16 protein-coding genes are annotated in these 16,311 nt (G+C 62.2%); 4 read left to right on the top strand and 12 right to left on the bottom strand.

Translation table 11 applies throughout. The annotated features are described in order from the left end of the window. Positions 1 to 21 precede the first annotated feature (21 nt). Both ACWBU6_RS20905 and ACWBU6_RS20900 read left to right on the top strand, forming a co-directional pair. The gene (locus ACWBU6_RS20905; RefSeq protein WP_452644803.1) at positions 22 to 1,209 is read left to right on the top strand and encodes an IS4 family transposase; all 1,188 of its coding nucleotides are present in this window, start codon (positions 22 to 24) and stop codon (positions 1,207 to 1,209) included. Between the two features lie 195 nt (positions 1,210 to 1,404). Further along, positions 1,405 to 2,592: an IS4 family transposase gene (locus ACWBU6_RS20900; RefSeq protein ID WP_452644560.1), complete on the top strand. Its 1,188-nt coding sequence runs from the start codon at positions 1,405 to 1,407 to the stop codon at positions 2,590 to 2,592. 29 nt (positions 2,593 to 2,621) lie between these two features. Here the strand turns inward: ACWBU6_RS20900 and ACWBU6_RS20895 are convergent, their stop codons facing one another. Next, the gene (locus tag ACWBU6_RS20895) at positions 2,622 to 3,647 is read right to left on the bottom strand and encodes an HDOD domain-containing protein (RefSeq protein WP_452645297.1); all 1,026 of its coding nucleotides are present in this window, start codon (positions 3,645 to 3,647) and stop codon (positions 2,622 to 2,624) included. A 127-nt stretch (positions 3,648 to 3,774) separates the two neighbouring features. On the opposite strand from ACWBU6_RS20895, the gene ACWBU6_RS20890 reads away from it, so the two are divergent. After that, positions 3,775 to 4,245 carry a chemotaxis protein CheW gene (locus ACWBU6_RS20890; protein WP_452645296.1) on the top strand — a complete coding sequence of 157 codons (471 nt, stop codon included), beginning with the start codon at positions 3,775 to 3,777 and terminating at the stop codon, positions 4,243 to 4,245. Here ACWBU6_RS20890 and ACWBU6_RS20885 read toward each other — a convergent pair. The 4 genes from ACWBU6_RS20885 to ACWBU6_RS20870 all read right to left on the bottom strand — a co-directional run bounded on the left by ACWBU6_RS20885 (position 4,215) and on the right by ACWBU6_RS20870 (position 8,657). Beyond that, positions 4,215 to 6,173, bottom strand: a complete 1,959-nt coding sequence (locus ACWBU6_RS20885; protein WP_452645295.1) for an ATP-binding cassette domain-containing protein — start codon at positions 6,171 to 6,173, stop codon at positions 4,215 to 4,217. The two genes, ACWBU6_RS20890 and ACWBU6_RS20885, sit on opposite strands and share 31 nt — an antisense overlap. A 99-nt stretch (positions 6,174 to 6,272) precedes the next feature. Continuing rightward, entirely contained in the window at positions 6,273 to 7,163 is an 891-nt protein-coding gene (gene prmB, locus ACWBU6_RS20880) for a 50S ribosomal protein L3 N(5)-glutamine methyltransferase (protein ID WP_452645294.1), read from the bottom strand. Positions 7,164 to 7,173: 10 nt separating this feature from the next. Continuing rightward, the gene (gene dapE / locus ACWBU6_RS20875) at positions 7,174 to 8,307 is read right to left on the bottom strand and encodes a succinyl-diaminopimelate desuccinylase (RefSeq protein WP_452645293.1); all 1,134 of its coding nucleotides are present in this window, start codon (positions 8,305 to 8,307) and stop codon (positions 7,174 to 7,176) included. Beyond that, positions 8,304 to 8,657 (bottom strand): ArsC family reductase, encoded by a 354-nt coding sequence (locus ACWBU6_RS20870; protein WP_452645292.1) that lies wholly within the window; start codon positions 8,655 to 8,657, stop codon positions 8,304 to 8,306. Before ACWBU6_RS20870 ends, dapE begins: the two co-directional genes overlap by 4 nt. A 124-nt stretch (positions 8,658 to 8,781) precedes the next feature. Between ACWBU6_RS20870 and ACWBU6_RS20865 the strand changes: the two genes are divergently transcribed. Continuing rightward, positions 8,782 to 9,660 (top strand): hypothetical protein, encoded by an 879-nt coding sequence (locus ACWBU6_RS20865; RefSeq protein WP_452645291.1) that lies wholly within the window; start codon positions 8,782 to 8,784, stop codon positions 9,658 to 9,660. A gap of 15 nt (positions 9,661 to 9,675) precedes the next feature. On the opposite strand, the gene ACWBU6_RS20860 is transcribed toward ACWBU6_RS20865, so the two are convergent. From ACWBU6_RS20860 to dapC, 7 genes are all read right to left on the bottom strand, one after another. Further along, positions 9,676 to 10,119 (bottom strand): acyl-CoA thioesterase, encoded by a 444-nt coding sequence (locus tag ACWBU6_RS20860; protein ID WP_452645290.1) that lies wholly within the window; start codon positions 10,117 to 10,119, stop codon positions 9,676 to 9,678. A gap of 1 nt (position 10,120) precedes the next feature. Then, positions 10,121 to 10,513 carry a hypothetical protein gene (locus ACWBU6_RS20855; RefSeq protein ID WP_452645289.1) on the bottom strand — a complete coding sequence of 131 codons (393 nt, stop codon included), beginning with the start codon at positions 10,511 to 10,513 and terminating at the stop codon, positions 10,121 to 10,123. Further along, complete coding sequence (locus ACWBU6_RS20850) at positions 10,513 to 12,051, bottom strand: helicase HerA-like C-terminal domain-containing protein (RefSeq protein ID WP_452645288.1); 1,539 nt, start codon at positions 12,049 to 12,051, stop codon at positions 10,513 to 10,515. The genes ACWBU6_RS20855 and ACWBU6_RS20850 overlap by 1 nt, the downstream gene beginning before the upstream one ends. Positions 12,052 to 12,092: 41 nt before the next feature. Next, entirely contained in the window at positions 12,093 to 12,860 is a 768-nt protein-coding gene (locus ACWBU6_RS20845; RefSeq protein WP_452645287.1) for a PEP-CTERM sorting domain-containing protein, read from the bottom strand. Between the two features lie 182 nt (positions 12,861 to 13,042). After that, positions 13,043 to 14,182 (bottom strand): PilT/PilU family type 4a pilus ATPase, encoded by a 1,140-nt coding sequence (locus tag ACWBU6_RS20840; RefSeq protein WP_452645286.1) that lies wholly within the window; start codon positions 14,180 to 14,182, stop codon positions 13,043 to 13,045. A 24-nt stretch (positions 14,183 to 14,206) separates the two neighbouring features. Beyond that, a complete protein-coding gene (gene dapD, locus ACWBU6_RS20835; RefSeq protein WP_452645285.1) occupies positions 14,207 to 15,028 on the bottom strand; it encodes a 2,3,4,5-tetrahydropyridine-2,6-dicarboxylate N-succinyltransferase in 822 nt (273 codons plus the stop codon). Further along, a complete protein-coding gene (gene dapC, locus ACWBU6_RS20830; RefSeq protein ID WP_452645284.1) occupies positions 15,025 to 16,242 on the bottom strand; it encodes a succinyldiaminopimelate transaminase in 1,218 nt (405 codons plus the stop codon). Before dapC ends, dapD begins: the two co-directional genes overlap by 4 nt. Positions 16,243 to 16,311 lie beyond the last annotated feature (69 nt).

Genomic DNA, 16,311 nt, shown 5'->3' with positions numbered 1-16,311 from the left:
TGCGAGGGAAAGGAATAAGCCATGCATGCACATGCAATCATACAGGGGTTATTGGATCAGGAATGTCCGAACATGCATGCCAAGCGGCGGACATGCTTGGCCAAGGTGGCGACAGCGGCGTTGCATGGTGGCCTAAGTCTGGTGCGCATGGGGAAGAAGCTGGCTTCGGCGACGCAGTTGCGCCATCGCATCAAATGCTGTGATCGGCTGTTGAGTAATCCCCATCTGGCGCAGGAAAAGCATGCCGTGTACCGTGCGCTGGCTCGCCGTGTGATCCGCCAGCCTGGTGTGCAGATTGCTGTGGACTGGTCGGCGGTACGAGACGATAGCAGCATTCAGTTGCTTCGGGCAGCAGCCATCGTCAAAGGGCGTGCGTTCACCCTCTATGAGGAAACCCACCCCTGCGCCAAGCTTGGCTCACCGATTGTGCATCAACACTTTCTACAATCGTTGCGCAGCATACTTCCACCGGGCAGCCGGGCCATCATCATCACCGATGCCGGCTTTCGCGCCAGTTGGTTCAAGCTGTTAAACCAGCTCGGATTTGCCTGGGTGGGGAGGATCCGCAATCGCGACATGGTGCGCTGGCACGACAGTCCTGGCTGGGTTGGCTGCAAGACGCTCTATGCGCAGGCCAGCGCCCATGCGCGCGACCTGGGCCAATACTTTTACACGCGCGCTAATCCTGTCCTGTGCCGGCTTGTGCTGCTGAAACGCCACCCAAAGGGGCGGCGCCGATTGACCAAGATAGGCAAGCCGGCACGCAGCTGCCACAGCAAGAAGAATAGTCGGGGACAACGCGAGCCATGGTTGCTCGCCGTTTCACCCAAGCTCGCCTCACTCAATGCCGAGCAAATCGCCAACATTTACGCTGGCCGCATGCAGATCGAACAAACCTTCCGCGACCTCAAGAACGCGCAGTGGGGAATGGGATTACGCCTTAGTCAGACCCACACATTGCGGCGCTTGGCTATTTTGCTCTTGCTGGGGACATTGCTCACCTACGCACTCTGGCTTATCGGACTCGCCGCTCGCAAAACAGGTTTCAGTGTCGCTTACGGCAGTCGCGCGAAGGCTGCCAGCACTCTGTCAATTCTGTCATTGGCGATGCATTGGATTAATGAGGCCCAACCGCCTTCGATCCACCTGACAGATATCAAACACGCACTTATCGAACTGATATCGATGGTGCGTGTCTGCAAAATATGAGGGGAAGGGTCAGGGTCAGCTCCGGCAATCGGACAAAAATGTCCGATTGCCGGAGCTGACCCTGACCCTTCCCCTCATATTTTTGTTGTAAACGTCTAAGGAAGCTGTTAACTTTCAATCCCAAAAACGGCGCATGCATGGCTGTGTCACCCCTTTCATTCGTAGCGTCCAAACTGCGAGGGAAAGGAATAAGCCATGCATGCACATGCAATCATACAGGGGTTATTGGAGCAGGAATGTCCGAACATGCATGCCAAGCGGCGAGCATGCCTGGCCAAGGTGGCAATCGCGGCGTTGCATGGTGGCCTGAGCCTGGTGCGCATGGGCAAGAAATTGGCCTCGGCGACGCAATTGCGTCATCGCATCAAATGCTGCGATCGACTTTTGAGCAATCCCCATCTGGCGCAGGAAAAGCATGCGGTGTACCGCGCGATGGCGCGTCGCGTGATTCGCCGCCCTGGCGTGCAGATTGCTGTGGACTGGTCGGCGGTACGCGACGATAGCAGTATTCAGTTGCTGCGGGCAGCGGCCATCATCAAGGGCCGCGCTTTCACGTTATATGAAGAAGTCCATCCCTGTGCCAAGCTCGGTTCACCGATTGTGCACCGAAACTTCATGCAATCGTTGCGTAGCATACTGCCGCCTGGCAGCCGAGCTATCATCATCACCGATGCCGGCTTTCGCGCCAGTTGGTTCAAGCTGCTTAACCAGCTCGGATTTGCCTGGGTAGGGAGAATCCGAAATCGGGACATGGTGCGCCCACACGACAGTTCTGACTGGGCTGGCTGCAAAACACTCTATGCGCAGGCATGCGCCCACGCGCGCGACCTGGGTCAATACTTCTATACGCGGGCCAATCCTGCCCTGTGTCGGCTCGTCCTATTGAAACGCCAGGCCAAGGGGCGGCACCGGCTGACCAAGATCGGCAAGCTGGCGCGCAGCTGCCGCAGCAAGAAGAATAGTAAGGGACAACGCGAGCCATGGTTGCTCGCCGTTTCACCCAAGCTCGCCTCCCTCAATGCCGAGCAAGTGGCAAACATCTATGCCGGCCGCATGCAGATTGAACAGACTTTCCGCGATCTCAAGAACGCGCAGTGGGGTATGGGGCTACGCTTTAGCCAAACCTACACATTGCGACGCCTGGCTGTATTGCTTTTACTGGGAGCGTTGCTCGCGTACGCACTCTGGCTTATCGGACTCGCCGCTCGCAAGATAGGTTTCAATGTCGCCTACGGCAGTCGCGCGAAGGCCGCCAGCACCCTGTCAATCCTGTCATTGGCGATGCATTGGATTAGTGAGGCCCAGCCGCCTTCGATCCACCTGACAGATCTCAAACACGCACTTGTCGAACTGATATCGATGGTGCGTGTCAGTGAAATATGAGGGGAAGGGTCAGGAGCTGACCCCGACTTTCAAATAGCTGCGTAACAGGGCAGGGCGCCCAGCGGCAGGTCGTGGAACAGGTTGTGTTCCGTATCGTTGAGCGCGCCGCTGCCTTGCAGCATCCGGATCTTGGACAAGTAGTCCCCCACCGCCAGCACGCGTGCCATCGGCGTCCGCGCTTCGCCCTTGCGCATGGTCTGCTGTTCGCGGATCGCTTGCGTGATCGCGGTCGGGAAGTTCCATGCTTCGGAAATGCCGGCCGAAATGGCCAGCGCTTCGTGGGCGAGGCGGGCGCGGAACGTGGTGGAACCGAGCTCGCCTGGCTTGGCGCCGGCGCTGTCCAGTACCGGCAAGGCTGTCAGCAAGCCTGAATTCATGACCAGCCCGGCCAGGAAGGCTTCAAAAGGATCGACCCCGAATTCCGGCGCCAGCATGCGGCACGCTACCGCGCTTTTTTCCGATTGCTCCCAGATGCGCGGTGCCAGAAGCTTGGTGTAATGGCCTGAATTCAGGTCGATGATGGGCCGGAATGCAACAGTGGTGATCAACTGCCGCAAGCCTTCCTGGCCCACCACGATCACGGCGTGTTCGACGCTGTTGATGGTGGTGACTTCGCCGCTGTTCTGGATGGCGGCATTGGCAAGGCGCAGCACGGAACCTACCAGCACCAGGTCGTTGGAAATCTTGCGCGCGATGTCGGCGCCGGCGAAATTCTCGCTGCGCAGGCTTTGCAGCAGTTGCGGGATTACGCCTGGCATGCGGCGCAGCATGTCGGCGGCATTGTGGCCCGATTGCGCAGCGAGGATCAGTTCATGCAGGACGCGGCCTTCGGGTGCCGTGGTATCCAGGGATTCGTTCTCGCGCAGGCCGAACAGCCAGCGCTGGAAGGTGGAGTTGACCAGGTCTTTCTGTTCGAAATCGGGACCGCCTTCGAGGGCGGGCGATAGCACGGAAATCGGCGCCGGCATGGGCGCTGGCCGTGCCGGCGCAGCAGGGACGGCCGGTTGCGGGCGGCTGTCAGGTTTGGCGAGCAATCGCTTCAGCCATTGGAACATGTGTGCTTTCCCGGCAATTGTTATGAAAGCATTGTAGCCCAGGCCGCAATCTTTGAGGATGGTCAAACTGCTTGCTGTTGCGTAACGGTACGATGGACCAGAGTATCACCGGAATCAGAGGAGCAATATGGAAGCCGACCTGCGACAGTACCTGACGTTCCGCCTGGGCGGCCTTGAATACGCGCTGGACTACCGCCGCGTGCAGGAGTTGCGTCCATTGAGTGCGCTCGAGCGTATTGCGTCGGGCGGAGAAATCGTTGAAGGCGTGGCCTTGTCGCGCGGCGTCATCATGCCCATCGTGGACATGCGCGTGGCGTTCGGCCCGCGCCCGCCGGTGCACGATCCGCGCACGGATGTGATCATCCTGCAGCTTTCGACTTGCGTGATGGGTATGGTAACCGACGGTGTCACCGACTTGGTGTCATTGCCGGCCAGCGCAGTCCACCCCTTGCCGCATGTGGGCGCGGAGGTGGACTACCTGCTGGGCATGGGCCAGCTCGGCGAGCGCAGGCTGATCATGCTCGACATCGACCGCCTGATGGCGGTGCGCGGCGCGGCGCGCCCGCGTCAGGCAGCCAGCGCTTCCAGCTGCTCCTGAAGCTCGAGCCACTCGCCTTCCAGCTGCTCCAGCTCCTTGCTGCATTCGACCTGGTCGGCCAGCAGGGCTTTGAGCTTCGGCTTGTTTTCCGCTTCATAGATCGCCGGATCGGCAAGGGCGGCATCGATCGCGGCTTTCTGCTCGCTGCGCTGGGCCATGGCCGCTTCCACCTTCTTCAGGCGGTTTTCCAGGGGCTTGCGCTGGGCCGACAGGCGCTGGCGCTGCTCCGCTTCCAGGCGCTTTTGCTCCTTGCGGTCGACCGGGGAAACCTCGATGGCGGCGGCCGGCTGGCCGGTCGCCGGCACTGCGCTGGACGCTGGCGCGGGCTTGGCCAGTTTGGTTTGCAGCAGCCAGTCTTTGTATTCATCGAGGTCGCCGTCGAATTCGCGCAGGCGGCCGTTTTCGACGATGATGAACTGCTCGGTAGTGGCGCGCAGCAGGTGGCGGTCGTGGGAAACCACCAGCAGCGTGCCTTCGAACTGTGCCAGCGCATCGGTCAGCGCTTCGCGGGTTTCCAGGTCCAGATGGTTGGTCGGTTCGTCCAGCAGCAGCAGGTTGGGGCGCTGCCACACGATCAGGGCCAGCGCCAGGCGCGCCTTTTCGCCACCGGAGAACGGCGCGATCTTGCTGGTCACCATGTCGCCCGGGAAATTGAAGCTGCCCAGGAAATTGCGCAGCTCCTGCTCGCGCACGGTCGGCGCCATTTTCTGCAAGTGCCACAGCGGCGATTCGTCGTGGCGCAGCATCTCCACCTGATGCTGGGCGAAGTAGCCGATCACTAGGCCTTTGCCAGTGGTGGCGGTGCCCGTCAGCGGGTCGATGTCGCCGGCAATGGTCTTGATCAGGGTCGATTTGCCGGCGCCGTTCACGCCCAGCAGGCCGATGCGCTGGCCCTGCACCAACGAGAAGGTCACGCCGCGCACGATGGTCTTGTCGCCATGCTCGGTGTGGTAGCCGCAATCGACGTCCTCCATCACCAGCAGCGGGTTTGGCGCGCTGACCGGGTCGCGGAATTCGAAACTGAACTCGGCGGCGGCACGCAGCGGCGCCAGCTCTTCCATCTTAGCCAGCTGCTTCATGCGGCTTTGCGCCTGGCGGGCCTTGGTGGCCTTGGCCTTGAAGCGGTCGATGAAGGACTGCAGGTGGGCGCGGGCGCGCTGCTGCTTCTCGATGGCGGAAGCCTGCAGCACCAGCTGCGCTGCGCGCTGGCGCTCGAAGCCGGAGTAGTTGCCCGAGTAGCGTTTCAACTTGCGATCGTCGATGTGCACGATCACGTTCACGATCTCGTCGAGGAAATCGCGGTCGTGGGAAATGATGATCAAGGTGCCGGGGTAGCGCTTCAGCCAGTCTTCCAGCCAGATGATCGCGTCCAGGTCCAGGTGGTTGGTCGGTTCGTCCAGCAGCAGCAGGTCGGAAGGGCACATCAGCGCCTGCGCCAGGTTCAGGCGCATGCGCCAGCCGCCGGAGAAGCTGGCCACCGGTTGCTGCATCTGCTCCAGCGAGAAACCCAGGCCGAGCAGGAGCTGCTCGGCGCGCGACTGCACGGTGTAGGCGTCGGCGTCGGCCAGTTCGGTGTGGACGTGCGCGATCTCGATGCCGTGTTCGGTCGAATCGGGCAGGGCTTCAAGGCGCGCCAGTTCGGCCTGCAGCTGGCGCAGGTGGGCGTCGCCGTCGATGGCGTAGTCGATGGCGGTGCGCGGCAGGGCAGGGGTTTCCTGCGCCACGTAGGCCATGCGCCAGCTTTTCGGGAAGTCGATGTCGCCCAGGTCCGGGTGCAGCTCGTTGCGCAGCATGGCGAACAGGCTGGATTTGCCGGCGCCATTGGCGCCGATCAGGCCGATCTTGTCGCCTGGGTTCAGGGTCAGGTCGGCGGATTCCAGCAACGGCTTCAGGCCGCGCATCAGGCTGACGTTGGTAAAGCGGATCATTTCGTGGTCATTCTCGTTAAAACCGGTAAACCGGCCGGGTGGCCGTCCCGTCAGACCCGCAGGGTCTGACACCTGGCCTGCGGCAGCCGCACTGCCGGTTTAGATTTTCAGTTGGTCGGCAGTCAGCAGGAACACCATGTCGTCCCCCTGGCTGGTCGTGAGCCAGGTCAGTCCCAGGTGGCCGAACGCCGCTTCCGCAAACTCCTTCTCATTGCCGATTTCAACGATCAGCAAACCATCATCGGTCAGGCGTTCAGCTGCGCCCGCAACGATCTTGCGTACCAGGTCCATGCCATCCGCGCCGCCGTCCAGGGCGATCTGCGGCTCGTGCAGGTATTCCTTCGGCAGCTTGGCCATCGACGAAGAATTCACATACGGCGGGTTGGTGATGATCAGGTCATACTTCTTGCCAGCGGGGACGTTGGCGTACAGGTCGGACTGGATTAGGTTCACGCGGTCGGCAAGTTCGTACTTGTCCACGTTCTTGCGCGCCACTTCCAGCGCATCGCCGGAAATGTCGACCGCATCGACTGCGGCGTCCGGGAAGGCATCGGCCATCATGATCGCCAGGCAGCCGGAGCCGGTGCACAGTTCCAGGATGTTCGACACGTTCTCGGCATCGTTGACCCATGGCGCAAAGTAGTTCGGGATCAGCTCCGCGATATACGAACGCGGCACGATGGTGCGCTCATCGACGTAGAAGTTGTAGGTGCCCAGCCACGCCTCGTTGGTGATGTAGGCCGCCGGCACGCGCTCGCTGGCGCGGCGTTCGATCACGGCCAGCACTTCGGCGACTTCCTCCGGCTGCAGGCGCGCGTCCATGAACGGCTCCAGGCGGTCCAGCGGCAGCGCGAGCGTGTGCAGGGTCAGGTAGGCCGCCTCATCATAAGCCTCGGCACTGCCGTGGCCGAAGAACAGCTTGGCCTTGTTGAAACGGGTGACTGCGTGGCGAATCAGGTCGCGCGGGGTGGTGTACAGGGTGGTATCCATAGTGTTGTTCTTAGCGCAGGAGGTTTTCCAGGGTGCGGCGGTAGATGTTCTTCAGCGGATCGATGAAGCGGACTTCGATGTGCTCGTCGATCTTGTGGATGCTGGCATTCGGGGGACCAAATTCTATCACCTGGGGGCAGATCCGGGCGATGAAGCGGCCGTCGGACGTGCCGCCGGTGGTCGACAGCTCGGTGTCGACACCCGTTTCGTCCTTGATGGCGTGGCACAGCGCTTCGGACAGTGTGCCGCGCGGTGTCAGGAAGGGCAGGCCGGACAGGGTCCAGTCCAACTGGTATTCCAGGCCATGCTTGTCGAGGATGGCGTGCACGCGCTCGCGCAGGCCTTCGTGCGTGGAAGCGGTCGAGAAGCGGAAGTTGAAGTCGATGTGCAGGTCGCCAGGGATCACGTTGTTGGCGCCCGTGCCGGCCTTGATGTTCGACATCTGCCAGGAGGTCGGCAGGTAGTACTCGTTGCCGTGGTCCCAAACTTCTGCCACCAGGTCGGCCAAAGCCGGCGCTGCCAGGTGAATCGGGTTCTTCGCCAGTTGCGGGTAGGCGATATGGCCCTGCACGCCCTTGATGGTCAGGCTGCCGGACAGCGAACCGCGGCGGCCGTTCTTGATCATGTCGCCCAGGGTCTTGTCGGAAGTGGGCTCGCCGACGATGCAATAGTCGATCGTCTCGTTGCGCGCTTGCAGCTTTTCCACCACCTTGACGGTGCCGTCGGTGGCCGGGCCTTCCTCGTCGGAGGTGATCAGGAAGGCGATCGAGCCCTTATGCTCCGGGTTCGCGGCAACAAACTCCTCGCAGGCGACCACCATGGCGGCAATCGAGGTCTTCATGTCGGCCGCACCGCGGCCATACAGCTTGCCGTCGCGGTGGGTCGGGTAGAACGGCTCGGACGACCATTTTTCGACCGGACCGGTCGGCACCACGTCGGTGTGGCCGGCAAATACCAGCACCGGGCTCTCGGTGCCCTTGCGCGCCCACAGGTTGGTGACTTCGCCGGAAATGATGGTCTCGCAATGGAAGCCGAGCGGCTCCAGCCACGATTTCAGGTGGTCCTGGCAGCCCTTGTCGTCCGGCGTAACGGATTCGCGGCCCAGCAGCTTTTCGGTCAGGTCGAGGGTACGGGACGCGCTCATGCTGCGAAGATTTCCTGGTACATGGCATCGTTGAAGCCGACGTGGGCTTTCGCGCCGGCGCCAACTAGCACCGGGCGCTTGATCACGGACGGGTTTTCCAGCATCAGGGCGACGGCGGCATCGGCATTGGCAACGGCAGCCTTGCGTTCGTCGGACAGGGCGCGCCAGGTGGTGCCCTTCTTATTGACCAGTACCTCCCAGTCCAGGGTTTTCAGCCAGGTGCGTACGGTGGCTTCGTCCAGGCCCTGTTTCTTGAAGTCGTGGAAGGTGAAGTCGTGCTGCTGGCCGGCCAGCCATACGCGGGCTTTCTTGACGGTGTCGCAGTTGGGGATGCCGTAGAGGGTAATCATTCGCTAGATATTGTTGTGCTGGCGCCGCGCCGCGGCGAAGGACGACATTATATCGTGGCATAGGGGGTGACAAGTTGTGTACTTTTTGCTAATGTTTCCGCGAATCACCAACAGGATCCGCGGCATGACGACACCACCCAAGAGCGAAGCCAAAATCGATACTTCGCTCACGAATTACCTGGAGCAGCGCGCGCTGGAGCTGGCGCAGTCGCGCGCCGCGTCCGATAGGGAACGCGCGGCTATCGGGCACCTGCTTGCCCTGCGCGCCGGACTGGAGGAGGAACGGGAAGCGCACCATCAATTGATGGTCGCCCGCCGCCACGCGCGCGGAGAGTTTTACAGCAACGCCAAGATCAGGTCCATCAATGCGCTCGGGCCGGACCGCCAGGAACTGGACAAGACGGTGAATGACTATTATGCGCAACAGGACGGCGCCATGGGCGTACTGAAAGCGCATGGCCTGTCGCATTTCGGCGCTGTGATGGTGTCGCGGCGTAGCAATCTTGCCTATGCGCCGCCGGATGTCATCGACGAAGTCAGGAAGATGCATAAGCTCGAAGAGGCTTTTGCAGATGCGTGGATTTCGGCGATCGGAGACGCGGAGTTTGACGCCGAGCTGGCGGAACGCCGGCGTGAGGCGGCCAAGATGTTTCGCACGGCGAGCATGCCAATGTGGCTGGTGGCCCAGCCTCCATGTCCGGCGCAGCACGATATGGATGCGGGCGCGCTTGGCCGAGCCTGGAGCAAACTGGAATCGATCAGCGAAGAGGCGGGACTGATGCCGCTGTCCGATTACGTCGGCATCGACGGCCAGGCGCCGGAGGATGGTGCGCCGGCGGCGGAAGTGCTGCAGGCGGTTGATGGTTTGCTGGCGGCGATCGACGCATCGGCGAAAAAGCTGCCGGCCAGGAAGGCCACGCTTGCGGTGCTGCTGGAAGTGCGCGCCATCCTGCTATGGGCCGTGGAACACCGGGCGCGGGTCTATTTTGACGTCGACCTGTGATCCAGAAGCCGCTCGTCATGCCGCGCTGAACGCCGCCAGGTAGACTTCGCTGAACTCCGGCGGTAGCCGCTTGGGACGGCCACTGGAGAGTTCAATGCAAACCAGGTCCCAGCGGGCGCGCAGCACGGTGGTGTTGTCGCGCCGGCGAACCAGCTGGAAGCAGCGCTGCATCGACAGCGGGCTGTCCCCAGGCAGCAGCCAGGTGCCGAGCAGCAGTTCTTCCCCCTCGCTGGTGGCGAAGATGTAATCGAACTCGCTGCGGCGGATGGCCATGCCGCGGTCCAGCCGCTTGTAGTCGGTCAGCGACAGACCAAGCGCATTGGAATGCGCCCAGCCGGCTTCTTCGCACCAGCGCACATAAACCGCGTTGTTGGTGTGGTCGAGGCCATCGATATCCCCCGCCTGGGGCGTAACCGGCAGGATGAAAGGCGTTGGACGATCCCAATCTGGCGTCGTCATATTACGGTGCCAGTGCCGCTGCCGGCGTGATGGTGCGCGTGTCGTAGCTGCCCCTGGTCTTGACCCAGCCGCGCCAGGTGTGCTGGAATTCGACCTGCTCCGTGAAGTAAGCGATACCGCCGAACTCCACCTTCAGCGCAACGCAGTCTTTGGCAGCGATGCCCGACACCAGCCGCCTCTGGGGAGGACTGCCAGGGTATAGCAGGTCCGACGGGTTGAACCTTTCGCCAATGTCGGCAATCGCGGGCTGCGGCATGTCGAGCCGTCCCAGCAAGCGTAAGACCTCTGGCGGCAACTCGCCCAGCAAAGTGACGGGACGCGCCCCTTGGGCAGGGCAGGCTTGCGCCTGCGTTGCCGGAAGGAGCGCACACAGCAGGATGGCAGCCCGGACCATCAGCGCCGCTTCAGTATCGAGCCGAGCACGCCGCGGATGATTTCGCGTCCGACTTGCGAGCCGATGCTGCGGGCGGCCGACTTCACCATTGCCTGCACGGCGGTGTCGCGCTTGCTGCTGCCGCCGAACAGGCCGCCCAGCACGTCGCCAAAAATCGAGCCGCCGCTGTCGGCGGGCGCTTCGGCCGGCGCCTGCGCGGCGCCACGGCCGATCGGGGCGTGGCCGCCTGGCGCCTGGGCAGCGCCGCCGGCACTGGCGTTGGCGACGCGGCCTGTCAGTTTTTCGTAAGCCGATTCACGATCGACGGCTTTCTCATAGACGCCGGCGACGATCGAGTTGGCGCGCGCAGCCTGGCGTTCGGCAGCGGTGATCGGGCCGAGTTGCGAGGCGGGCGGCAGCACGAAAGCGCGCTGCACGATCTGCGGCGTGCCTTTGTCGTCGAGGAAGGACACCAGCGCTTCGCCCACGCCAAGTTCGGTAATCACCTGCGCCACGTCGAGCGCAGGATTGGGGCGGAAGGTTTCGGCAGCCGATTTGACAGCCTTCTGGTCGCGCGGGGTGTAGGCGCGCAGCGCGTGCTGCACGCGGTTGCCCAACTGGCCCAGCACAGTCTCTGGAATATCGAGGGGATTCTGCGTGATGAAGAATACGCCCACGCCTTTGGAGCGGATCAGGCGCACCACTTGCTCGATCTTTTGCAGCAGGGCCTTTGGCGCCTCGGCAAACAGCAGGTGGGCTTCATCGAAGAAGAAGACCAGCTTCGGCTTATCGAGGTCGCCGACTTCCGGCAGGTTCTCGAACAGCTCGGACAGCATCCACAGCAGGAACACGGCATAGATGCGCGGGGCGTTCATCAGTTTGTCGGCAGCGAGGATGTTCACCACGCCTTTGCCTGCCGCATCGGTTTGAATCAGGTCGTCGATGTTCAGCATCGGCTCGCCGAAGAACTGCTCGCCGCCTTGTTCTTCGATTGCCAGCAGGCCGCGCTGGATGGCGCCGATGCTGGCCGCGCTGACGTTGCCGTAGCTGGTCTTGAAGTCGGCGGCGTTATCGCCAACGTGCTGCAGCATGGCACGCAAATCCTTGGTGTCGAGCAGCAGCATGCCGTTGTCGTCGGCGATCTTGAATACCAGCTGCAGCACGCCTTCCTGGGTGTCGTTCAAGTTCAACATGCGCGCCAGCAGGGTCGGGCCAAGGTCGGAAATGGTGGCGCGCACCGGGTGCCCCTGTTCGCCGAACACGTCCCAGAAGGTGACCGGGCAGCCGGCCCATTGCGGGGAGTCCAGCTGCAGCGCTTCCAGGCGCTTGGCCATTTTCTCGCTCGCCAGGCCAGGTTTCGCCATGCCCGACAGGTCGCCCTTGATGTCGGCCATGAAGACCGGCACGCCGATGTCGGACAAGGACTGTGCAATGCGCTGCAGCGTGACTGTCTTGCCGGTCCCGGTGGCGCCGGTGATGCAACCGTGGCGGTTCACCAGGTTGGACAGCATGTCGAGGGAGAGAGTGTCGGTTTTGGCGATCGGCAGGGCGGTGCTCATGGGGCGGAATTTCTTGTTGATATGAAATTCCGATCATACCATCAGGCTAGCCGATAGCGATTTCGTGTTGCCGACAGGGCGGCAAGGCCCAGCAATAGCAGCGCCATGGCCGCCGGTTCCGGGATCGACACCGCGGTTGCCAGGTATTCCGCCCCGGCGCCCGATTGGATGGTTGTGCCCTCAGGGACCAGGAATTGCAGTGTTGCCGTGTTCGCGAAATGCGCATAACCGCCAAAGGTAGCGCTGACCTGCAGCAGGGCTTCGAGCGAAATCGGCACCCCGTAATCCAGCGTGAAGGTTGCGCCCAGTGCTGGGGCGCTGGCTGCCTGAAGCTCGGGCAGGTTGCCGAAATAGTCCGCGACCAGGGCAATATTATGCCCGTCGACCGTCATGGAAACCGTCATGCTGGCGGAAGTTCCCTGCGTTTCCTCTCCGGTCGAGCCGAGATTGCCTTCGAAATGCAGGACCACGGTGACTTCCTGTGGGCCGCTCAGCCCTCCCAACGTGACCGTATCGCTGAACTGGGCCAGCGCCGAGCCGGTACTGATGCTGGCAAAGCCGCCACCGGCGGCGCTGGTGTACGAGCTGTCAACGCTGGCTTTCAGCACCCCGTAGCCAGCTTGTGCAAAGATCGATCCGTACTGGTTGCTAAAGGACAATGCCGTGCTGTCCTGGGCGCTTGCATTGACGACGGTGGGGCACGGCGTGCCGCAGGAGAAATAGGAAATACTAGACAGTAACGAGGCCCTGGCCAGCGGTCCGCTCGACAGCAAGATGGCCAACAGGAACAGGCGTAGCAAGGATTTCATGGTGTCCTCCGGTCCGAGCCTGGCAAGGTCGGTTGCTGTTTGGAGGTGAACGCAAGAAATGCGCCCGGCTAAGTAAGTTCTATAAATTCAGTAACTTAGGGCAGCAGACTTGCCGGATGCAGGCGCGAGTGTAAAGATTTACGACACGGCGGGCAGCGTGCCCGCCGCGGGCGGGGCTGGGATCAGGAGTTCAGGGTGAACTCGGTGAAAGATGCGTCGCTCGGTGACTTCAACTCTTCTTCTTCCTGTGGCGGAGGCGCTTCCATGCCGTGGTTCAGCAGCCACAGCAAGTTGGTGGCGGAGTCGGCGTTTGCCAGTGCCTCGTCCTTGGTGATGGAACCGTCCATTACCAGCTTGTACAGCGCCTGTTCGAACGATTGCGAGCCTGGCGACAGCGATTTTTCCAGCGCTTCCTTGATCGCGCCGATTTCGCCTTTTTCAATCAGGTCCGAGATGTAGCGGGTGTTGACCATGATCTCGACCGCTGGCGTGCGGGTGCCGCCGCCGGCCGAGCGGATCAGGCGCTGCGACACGATCGCCTTCACGGTCGAGGACAAGTCCTGCAGCAGCGCAGGGCGGTTCTCGATCGGGTAGAAGGAAATGATACGGTTCAGCGCGTTGTACGAGTTGTTCGCGTGCAGGGTGGCCAGCACCAGGTGGCCCGACTGCGCGTACGCCATGGCGGAAGCCATGGTTTCGCGGTCGCGGATCTCGCCGATCAGGATGCAGTCCGGCGCCTGGCGCATCGAGTTGCGCAGCGCCGTGTAGAAGTCCTTGGCGTCGCTGCCGATTTCGCGCTGGTTGACGATCGACTTCTTGTTGCGGAACAGGTATTCGATCGGGTCTTCCAGGGTCAGGATGTGGCCCGAGCGCAGTTCGTTGCGGTGGTCCAGCATGGAGGCGATGGTGGTCGACTTGCCGGAGCCGGTGGCGCCCACCAGCAGCACCAGGCCGCGCTTTTCCATGATCAGGTCGGCCAGCACCGGTGGCAGGCCCAATTCGCCCAGCGGCGGGATGGCAGCCGGGACGAAACGGAAGACCGCGGAAATGCTGCCGCGCTGGCGGAAGGCCGAGAGACGGAAGCGGCCCAGGTTGGGCACGGAGATACCCATGTTCAGCTCATTGGACGAGTGCAGCTCTTCCAGCTGCTCGGGCGAGCAGACCTCGGCCAGCAGGGCCTCCAGGTTCTCGGGCTCGAGCTTTTGCTGGTTGATCGGGATCAGAAGACCGTTGATCTTCAGATGCACCGGCGAGCCTACGGCAAAAAACATGTCCGAGGCGTTTTTTTCCTTCATTAGCTGGAACAGGCGGTCCATAGCCATTTTTTGGATATCTCCTTGTTATGGTTAAACGCCGCGCAGCAATTCGTTAATGCCTGTTTTGGCGCGGGTTTGCGCATCGACGCGCTTGACGATCACGGCGCAGTACAGGCTGTACTTGCCGTCAGCCGACGGCAACGAGCCCGACACCACCACCGAGCCTGCCGGCACACGGCCGTAGAATACCTCGCCAGTGGTGCGGTCGTAAATCTTGGTCGACTGGCCGATGTACACGCCCATCGAAATCACCGAGTTTTCTTCCACAATGACGCCTTCCACGATCTCGGAACGGGCGCCGATGAAGCAGTTGTCTTCAATGATGGTCGGATTGGCCTGCATTGGCTCCAGCACGCCGCCGATGCCTACGCCGCCGGACAGGTGCACGTTCTTGCCGATCTGCGCGCACGAGCCCACGGTGGCCCAGGTGTCGACCATCGCGCCTTCATCGACGTAGGCGCCGATGTTCACGTAGGAAGGCATCAGCACTACGTTCTTGCCGATGAAGGAGCCGCGGCGCGCCACAGCAGGCGGCACCACGCGGAAGCCGCCCTTGGCGAAATCTTCGGCCGAGTAGTTGGCGAACTTGGTAGGAACCTTGTCATAGAACTGCATAGTGCCGTCGGAAGGCATGACCACGTTGTTCTCCAGGCGGAAGGACAGCAGCACGGCCTTCTTGATCCACTGGTTGACCTGCCAGGCGCCGTTTTCTTTCTGGGCTACGCGCAGCGAGCCGTTGTCCAGGCCAGCCAGCACGTGGTTGACGGCATCGCGCACTTCCGCGGTGGCGTTGGACGGGTTGATCTCGGCGCGGTTGTCCCACGCGGTTTCAATGATTTGCTGGATGCTCATGATTTAGCTAGTTGGTTGCAGAATTGGACGATACGGCGCGCCGCTTCCAGGCCTTCCCCGGTTTCGGCCACCAGCGCCATGCGGATGCGGTTGCGGCCAGGGTTGATGCCGTGGGCGTCGCGCGCCAGGTAACTGCCCGGCAGCACGGTAACATTGTACTCGGCGTGCAGGCGGCGGGCGAATTCAGTGTCGGACAGGCCGGTGCGGGTCACGTCGGCCCACAAATAGAAGCCGGCGTCCGGCATTTGCACGTCCAGCACTTCCTGGATAAGGGGCGTGATGGCGGCGAACTTGGCGCGGTATTGCGCGCGGTTTTCCTCGACATGGGTTTCGTCGGCCCAGGCGGCGGCAGAGGCGGCCTGCACATGCGGGCCCATGGCGCTGCCGTGGTAGGTGCGGTACAGCAGGAATTTCTTCAGCACTTGCGCATCGCCAGCCACGAAACCGGAGCGCATGCCCGGCACGTTGGAGCGCTTGGACAGGCTGGAGAACACCACCAGGCGGGCATACGGCTCACCTTCCTTGGTCAGGCCCAGCATATTGGCAGCCTGCATGGCGCCCAGCGGCGGCTCTTCGCCATGGTAGATCTCCGAATAGCATTCGTCGGCGGCGATGATGAAGTTGTAACGTTCCGACAGTGCGAACAGGTGTTCCCAGTCGGTCAGCGTCAGCACGGCCCCGGTCGGGTTGCCCGGCGAGCAGAGATACAGCAGGCGCACGCGCTGCCAGACTTCTTCCGGCACACTGTCGTAGTCCGGCGAGAAATTGCGGGCCGGGTCGGAATTGACGAAGTACGGCTCGGCGCCGGCCAGGAAGGCTGCACCTTCATAAATCTGGTAGAACGGATTAGGGCACATCACCAGCGCGCCGGTATCGGGCGCGATCACGGTCTGGGCGAACGAGAACAGCGCCTCGCGCGAGCCGTTCACCGGCAGCACCTGGGTGGCGCGGTCCAGGGGCGGCAGGCCGTAGCGGCGCTCCAGCCAGGAAGCGATCGCATTGCGCAGCGCTTCGCTGCCGACAGTCACCGGGTAATTGGCCAGGCCGTCCAGGTGATCGACCAGGGCTTGGCGGATGAAGGCCGGGGTAGGGTGCTTCGGCTCGCCCATGCCCAGGCTGATCGGCTTGAAAGCAGGATTGGGCGTGCTGCCGGCGAAGAGCTGGCGCAGTTTTTCAAACGGGTAGGACTGCAGCTTGTCGAGATGTGGATTCATGGCGCATACGGCTGGTTGAACCATCGATTATAGCTGTACTGGGCAAATGTAGCGTTGCTGCAAAATTGA

Source organism: Pseudoduganella sp. HUAS MS19, assembly GCF_053615455.1.
This window is presented reverse-complemented; position numbering and strand designations above follow the sequence as displayed.

What these genes read in the sequence shown, in the direction of transcription:
- ACWBU6_RS20905 (WP_452644803.1), top strand. Translation starts at nt 22, where the DNA reads ATGCATGCACATGCAATCATACAGGGGTTATTGGATCAGGAATGTCCG.
- ACWBU6_RS20900 (WP_452644560.1), top strand. Translation starts at nt 1,405, where the DNA reads ATGCATGCACATGCAATCATACAGGGGTTATTGGAGCAGGAATGTCCG.
- ACWBU6_RS20895 (WP_452645297.1), bottom strand. Translation starts at nt 3,647, where the DNA reads ATGTTCCAATGGCTGAAGCGATTGCTCGCCAAACCTGACAGCCGCCCG.
- ACWBU6_RS20890 (WP_452645296.1), top strand. Translation starts at nt 3,775, where the DNA reads ATGGAAGCCGACCTGCGACAGTACCTGACGTTCCGCCTGGGCGGCCTT.
- ACWBU6_RS20885 (WP_452645295.1), bottom strand. Translation starts at nt 6,173, where the DNA reads ATGATCCGCTTTACCAACGTCAGCCTGATGCGCGGCCTGAAGCCGTTG.
- prmB (WP_452645294.1), bottom strand. Translation starts at nt 7,163, where the DNA reads ATGGATACCACCCTGTACACCACCCCGCGCGACCTGATTCGCCACGCA.
- dapE (WP_452645293.1), bottom strand. Translation starts at nt 8,307, where the DNA reads ATGAGCGCGTCCCGTACCCTCGACCTGACCGAAAAGCTGCTGGGCCGC.
- ACWBU6_RS20870 (WP_452645292.1), bottom strand. Translation starts at nt 8,657, where the DNA reads ATGATTACCCTCTACGGCATCCCCAACTGCGACACCGTCAAGAAAGCC.
- ACWBU6_RS20865 (WP_452645291.1), top strand. Translation starts at nt 8,782, where the DNA reads ATGACGACACCACCCAAGAGCGAAGCCAAAATCGATACTTCGCTCACG.
- ACWBU6_RS20860 (WP_452645290.1), bottom strand. Translation starts at nt 10,119, where the DNA reads ATGACGACGCCAGATTGGGATCGTCCAACGCCTTTCATCCTGCCGGTT.
- ACWBU6_RS20855 (WP_452645289.1), bottom strand. Translation starts at nt 10,513, where the DNA reads ATGGTCCGGGCTGCCATCCTGCTGTGTGCGCTCCTTCCGGCAACGCAG.
- ACWBU6_RS20850 (WP_452645288.1), bottom strand. Translation starts at nt 12,051, where the DNA reads ATGAGCACCGCCCTGCCGATCGCCAAAACCGACACTCTCTCCCTCGAC.
- ACWBU6_RS20845 (WP_452645287.1), bottom strand. Translation starts at nt 12,860, where the DNA reads ATGAAATCCTTGCTACGCCTGTTCCTGTTGGCCATCTTGCTGTCGAGC.
- ACWBU6_RS20840 (WP_452645286.1), bottom strand. Translation starts at nt 14,182, where the DNA reads ATGGCTATGGACCGCCTGTTCCAGCTAATGAAGGAAAAAAACGCCTCG.
- dapD (WP_452645285.1), bottom strand. Translation starts at nt 15,028, where the DNA reads ATGAGCATCCAGCAAATCATTGAAACCGCGTGGGACAACCGCGCCGAG.
- dapC (WP_452645284.1), bottom strand. Translation starts at nt 16,242, where the DNA reads ATGAATCCACATCTCGACAAGCTGCAGTCCTACCCGTTTGAAAAACTG.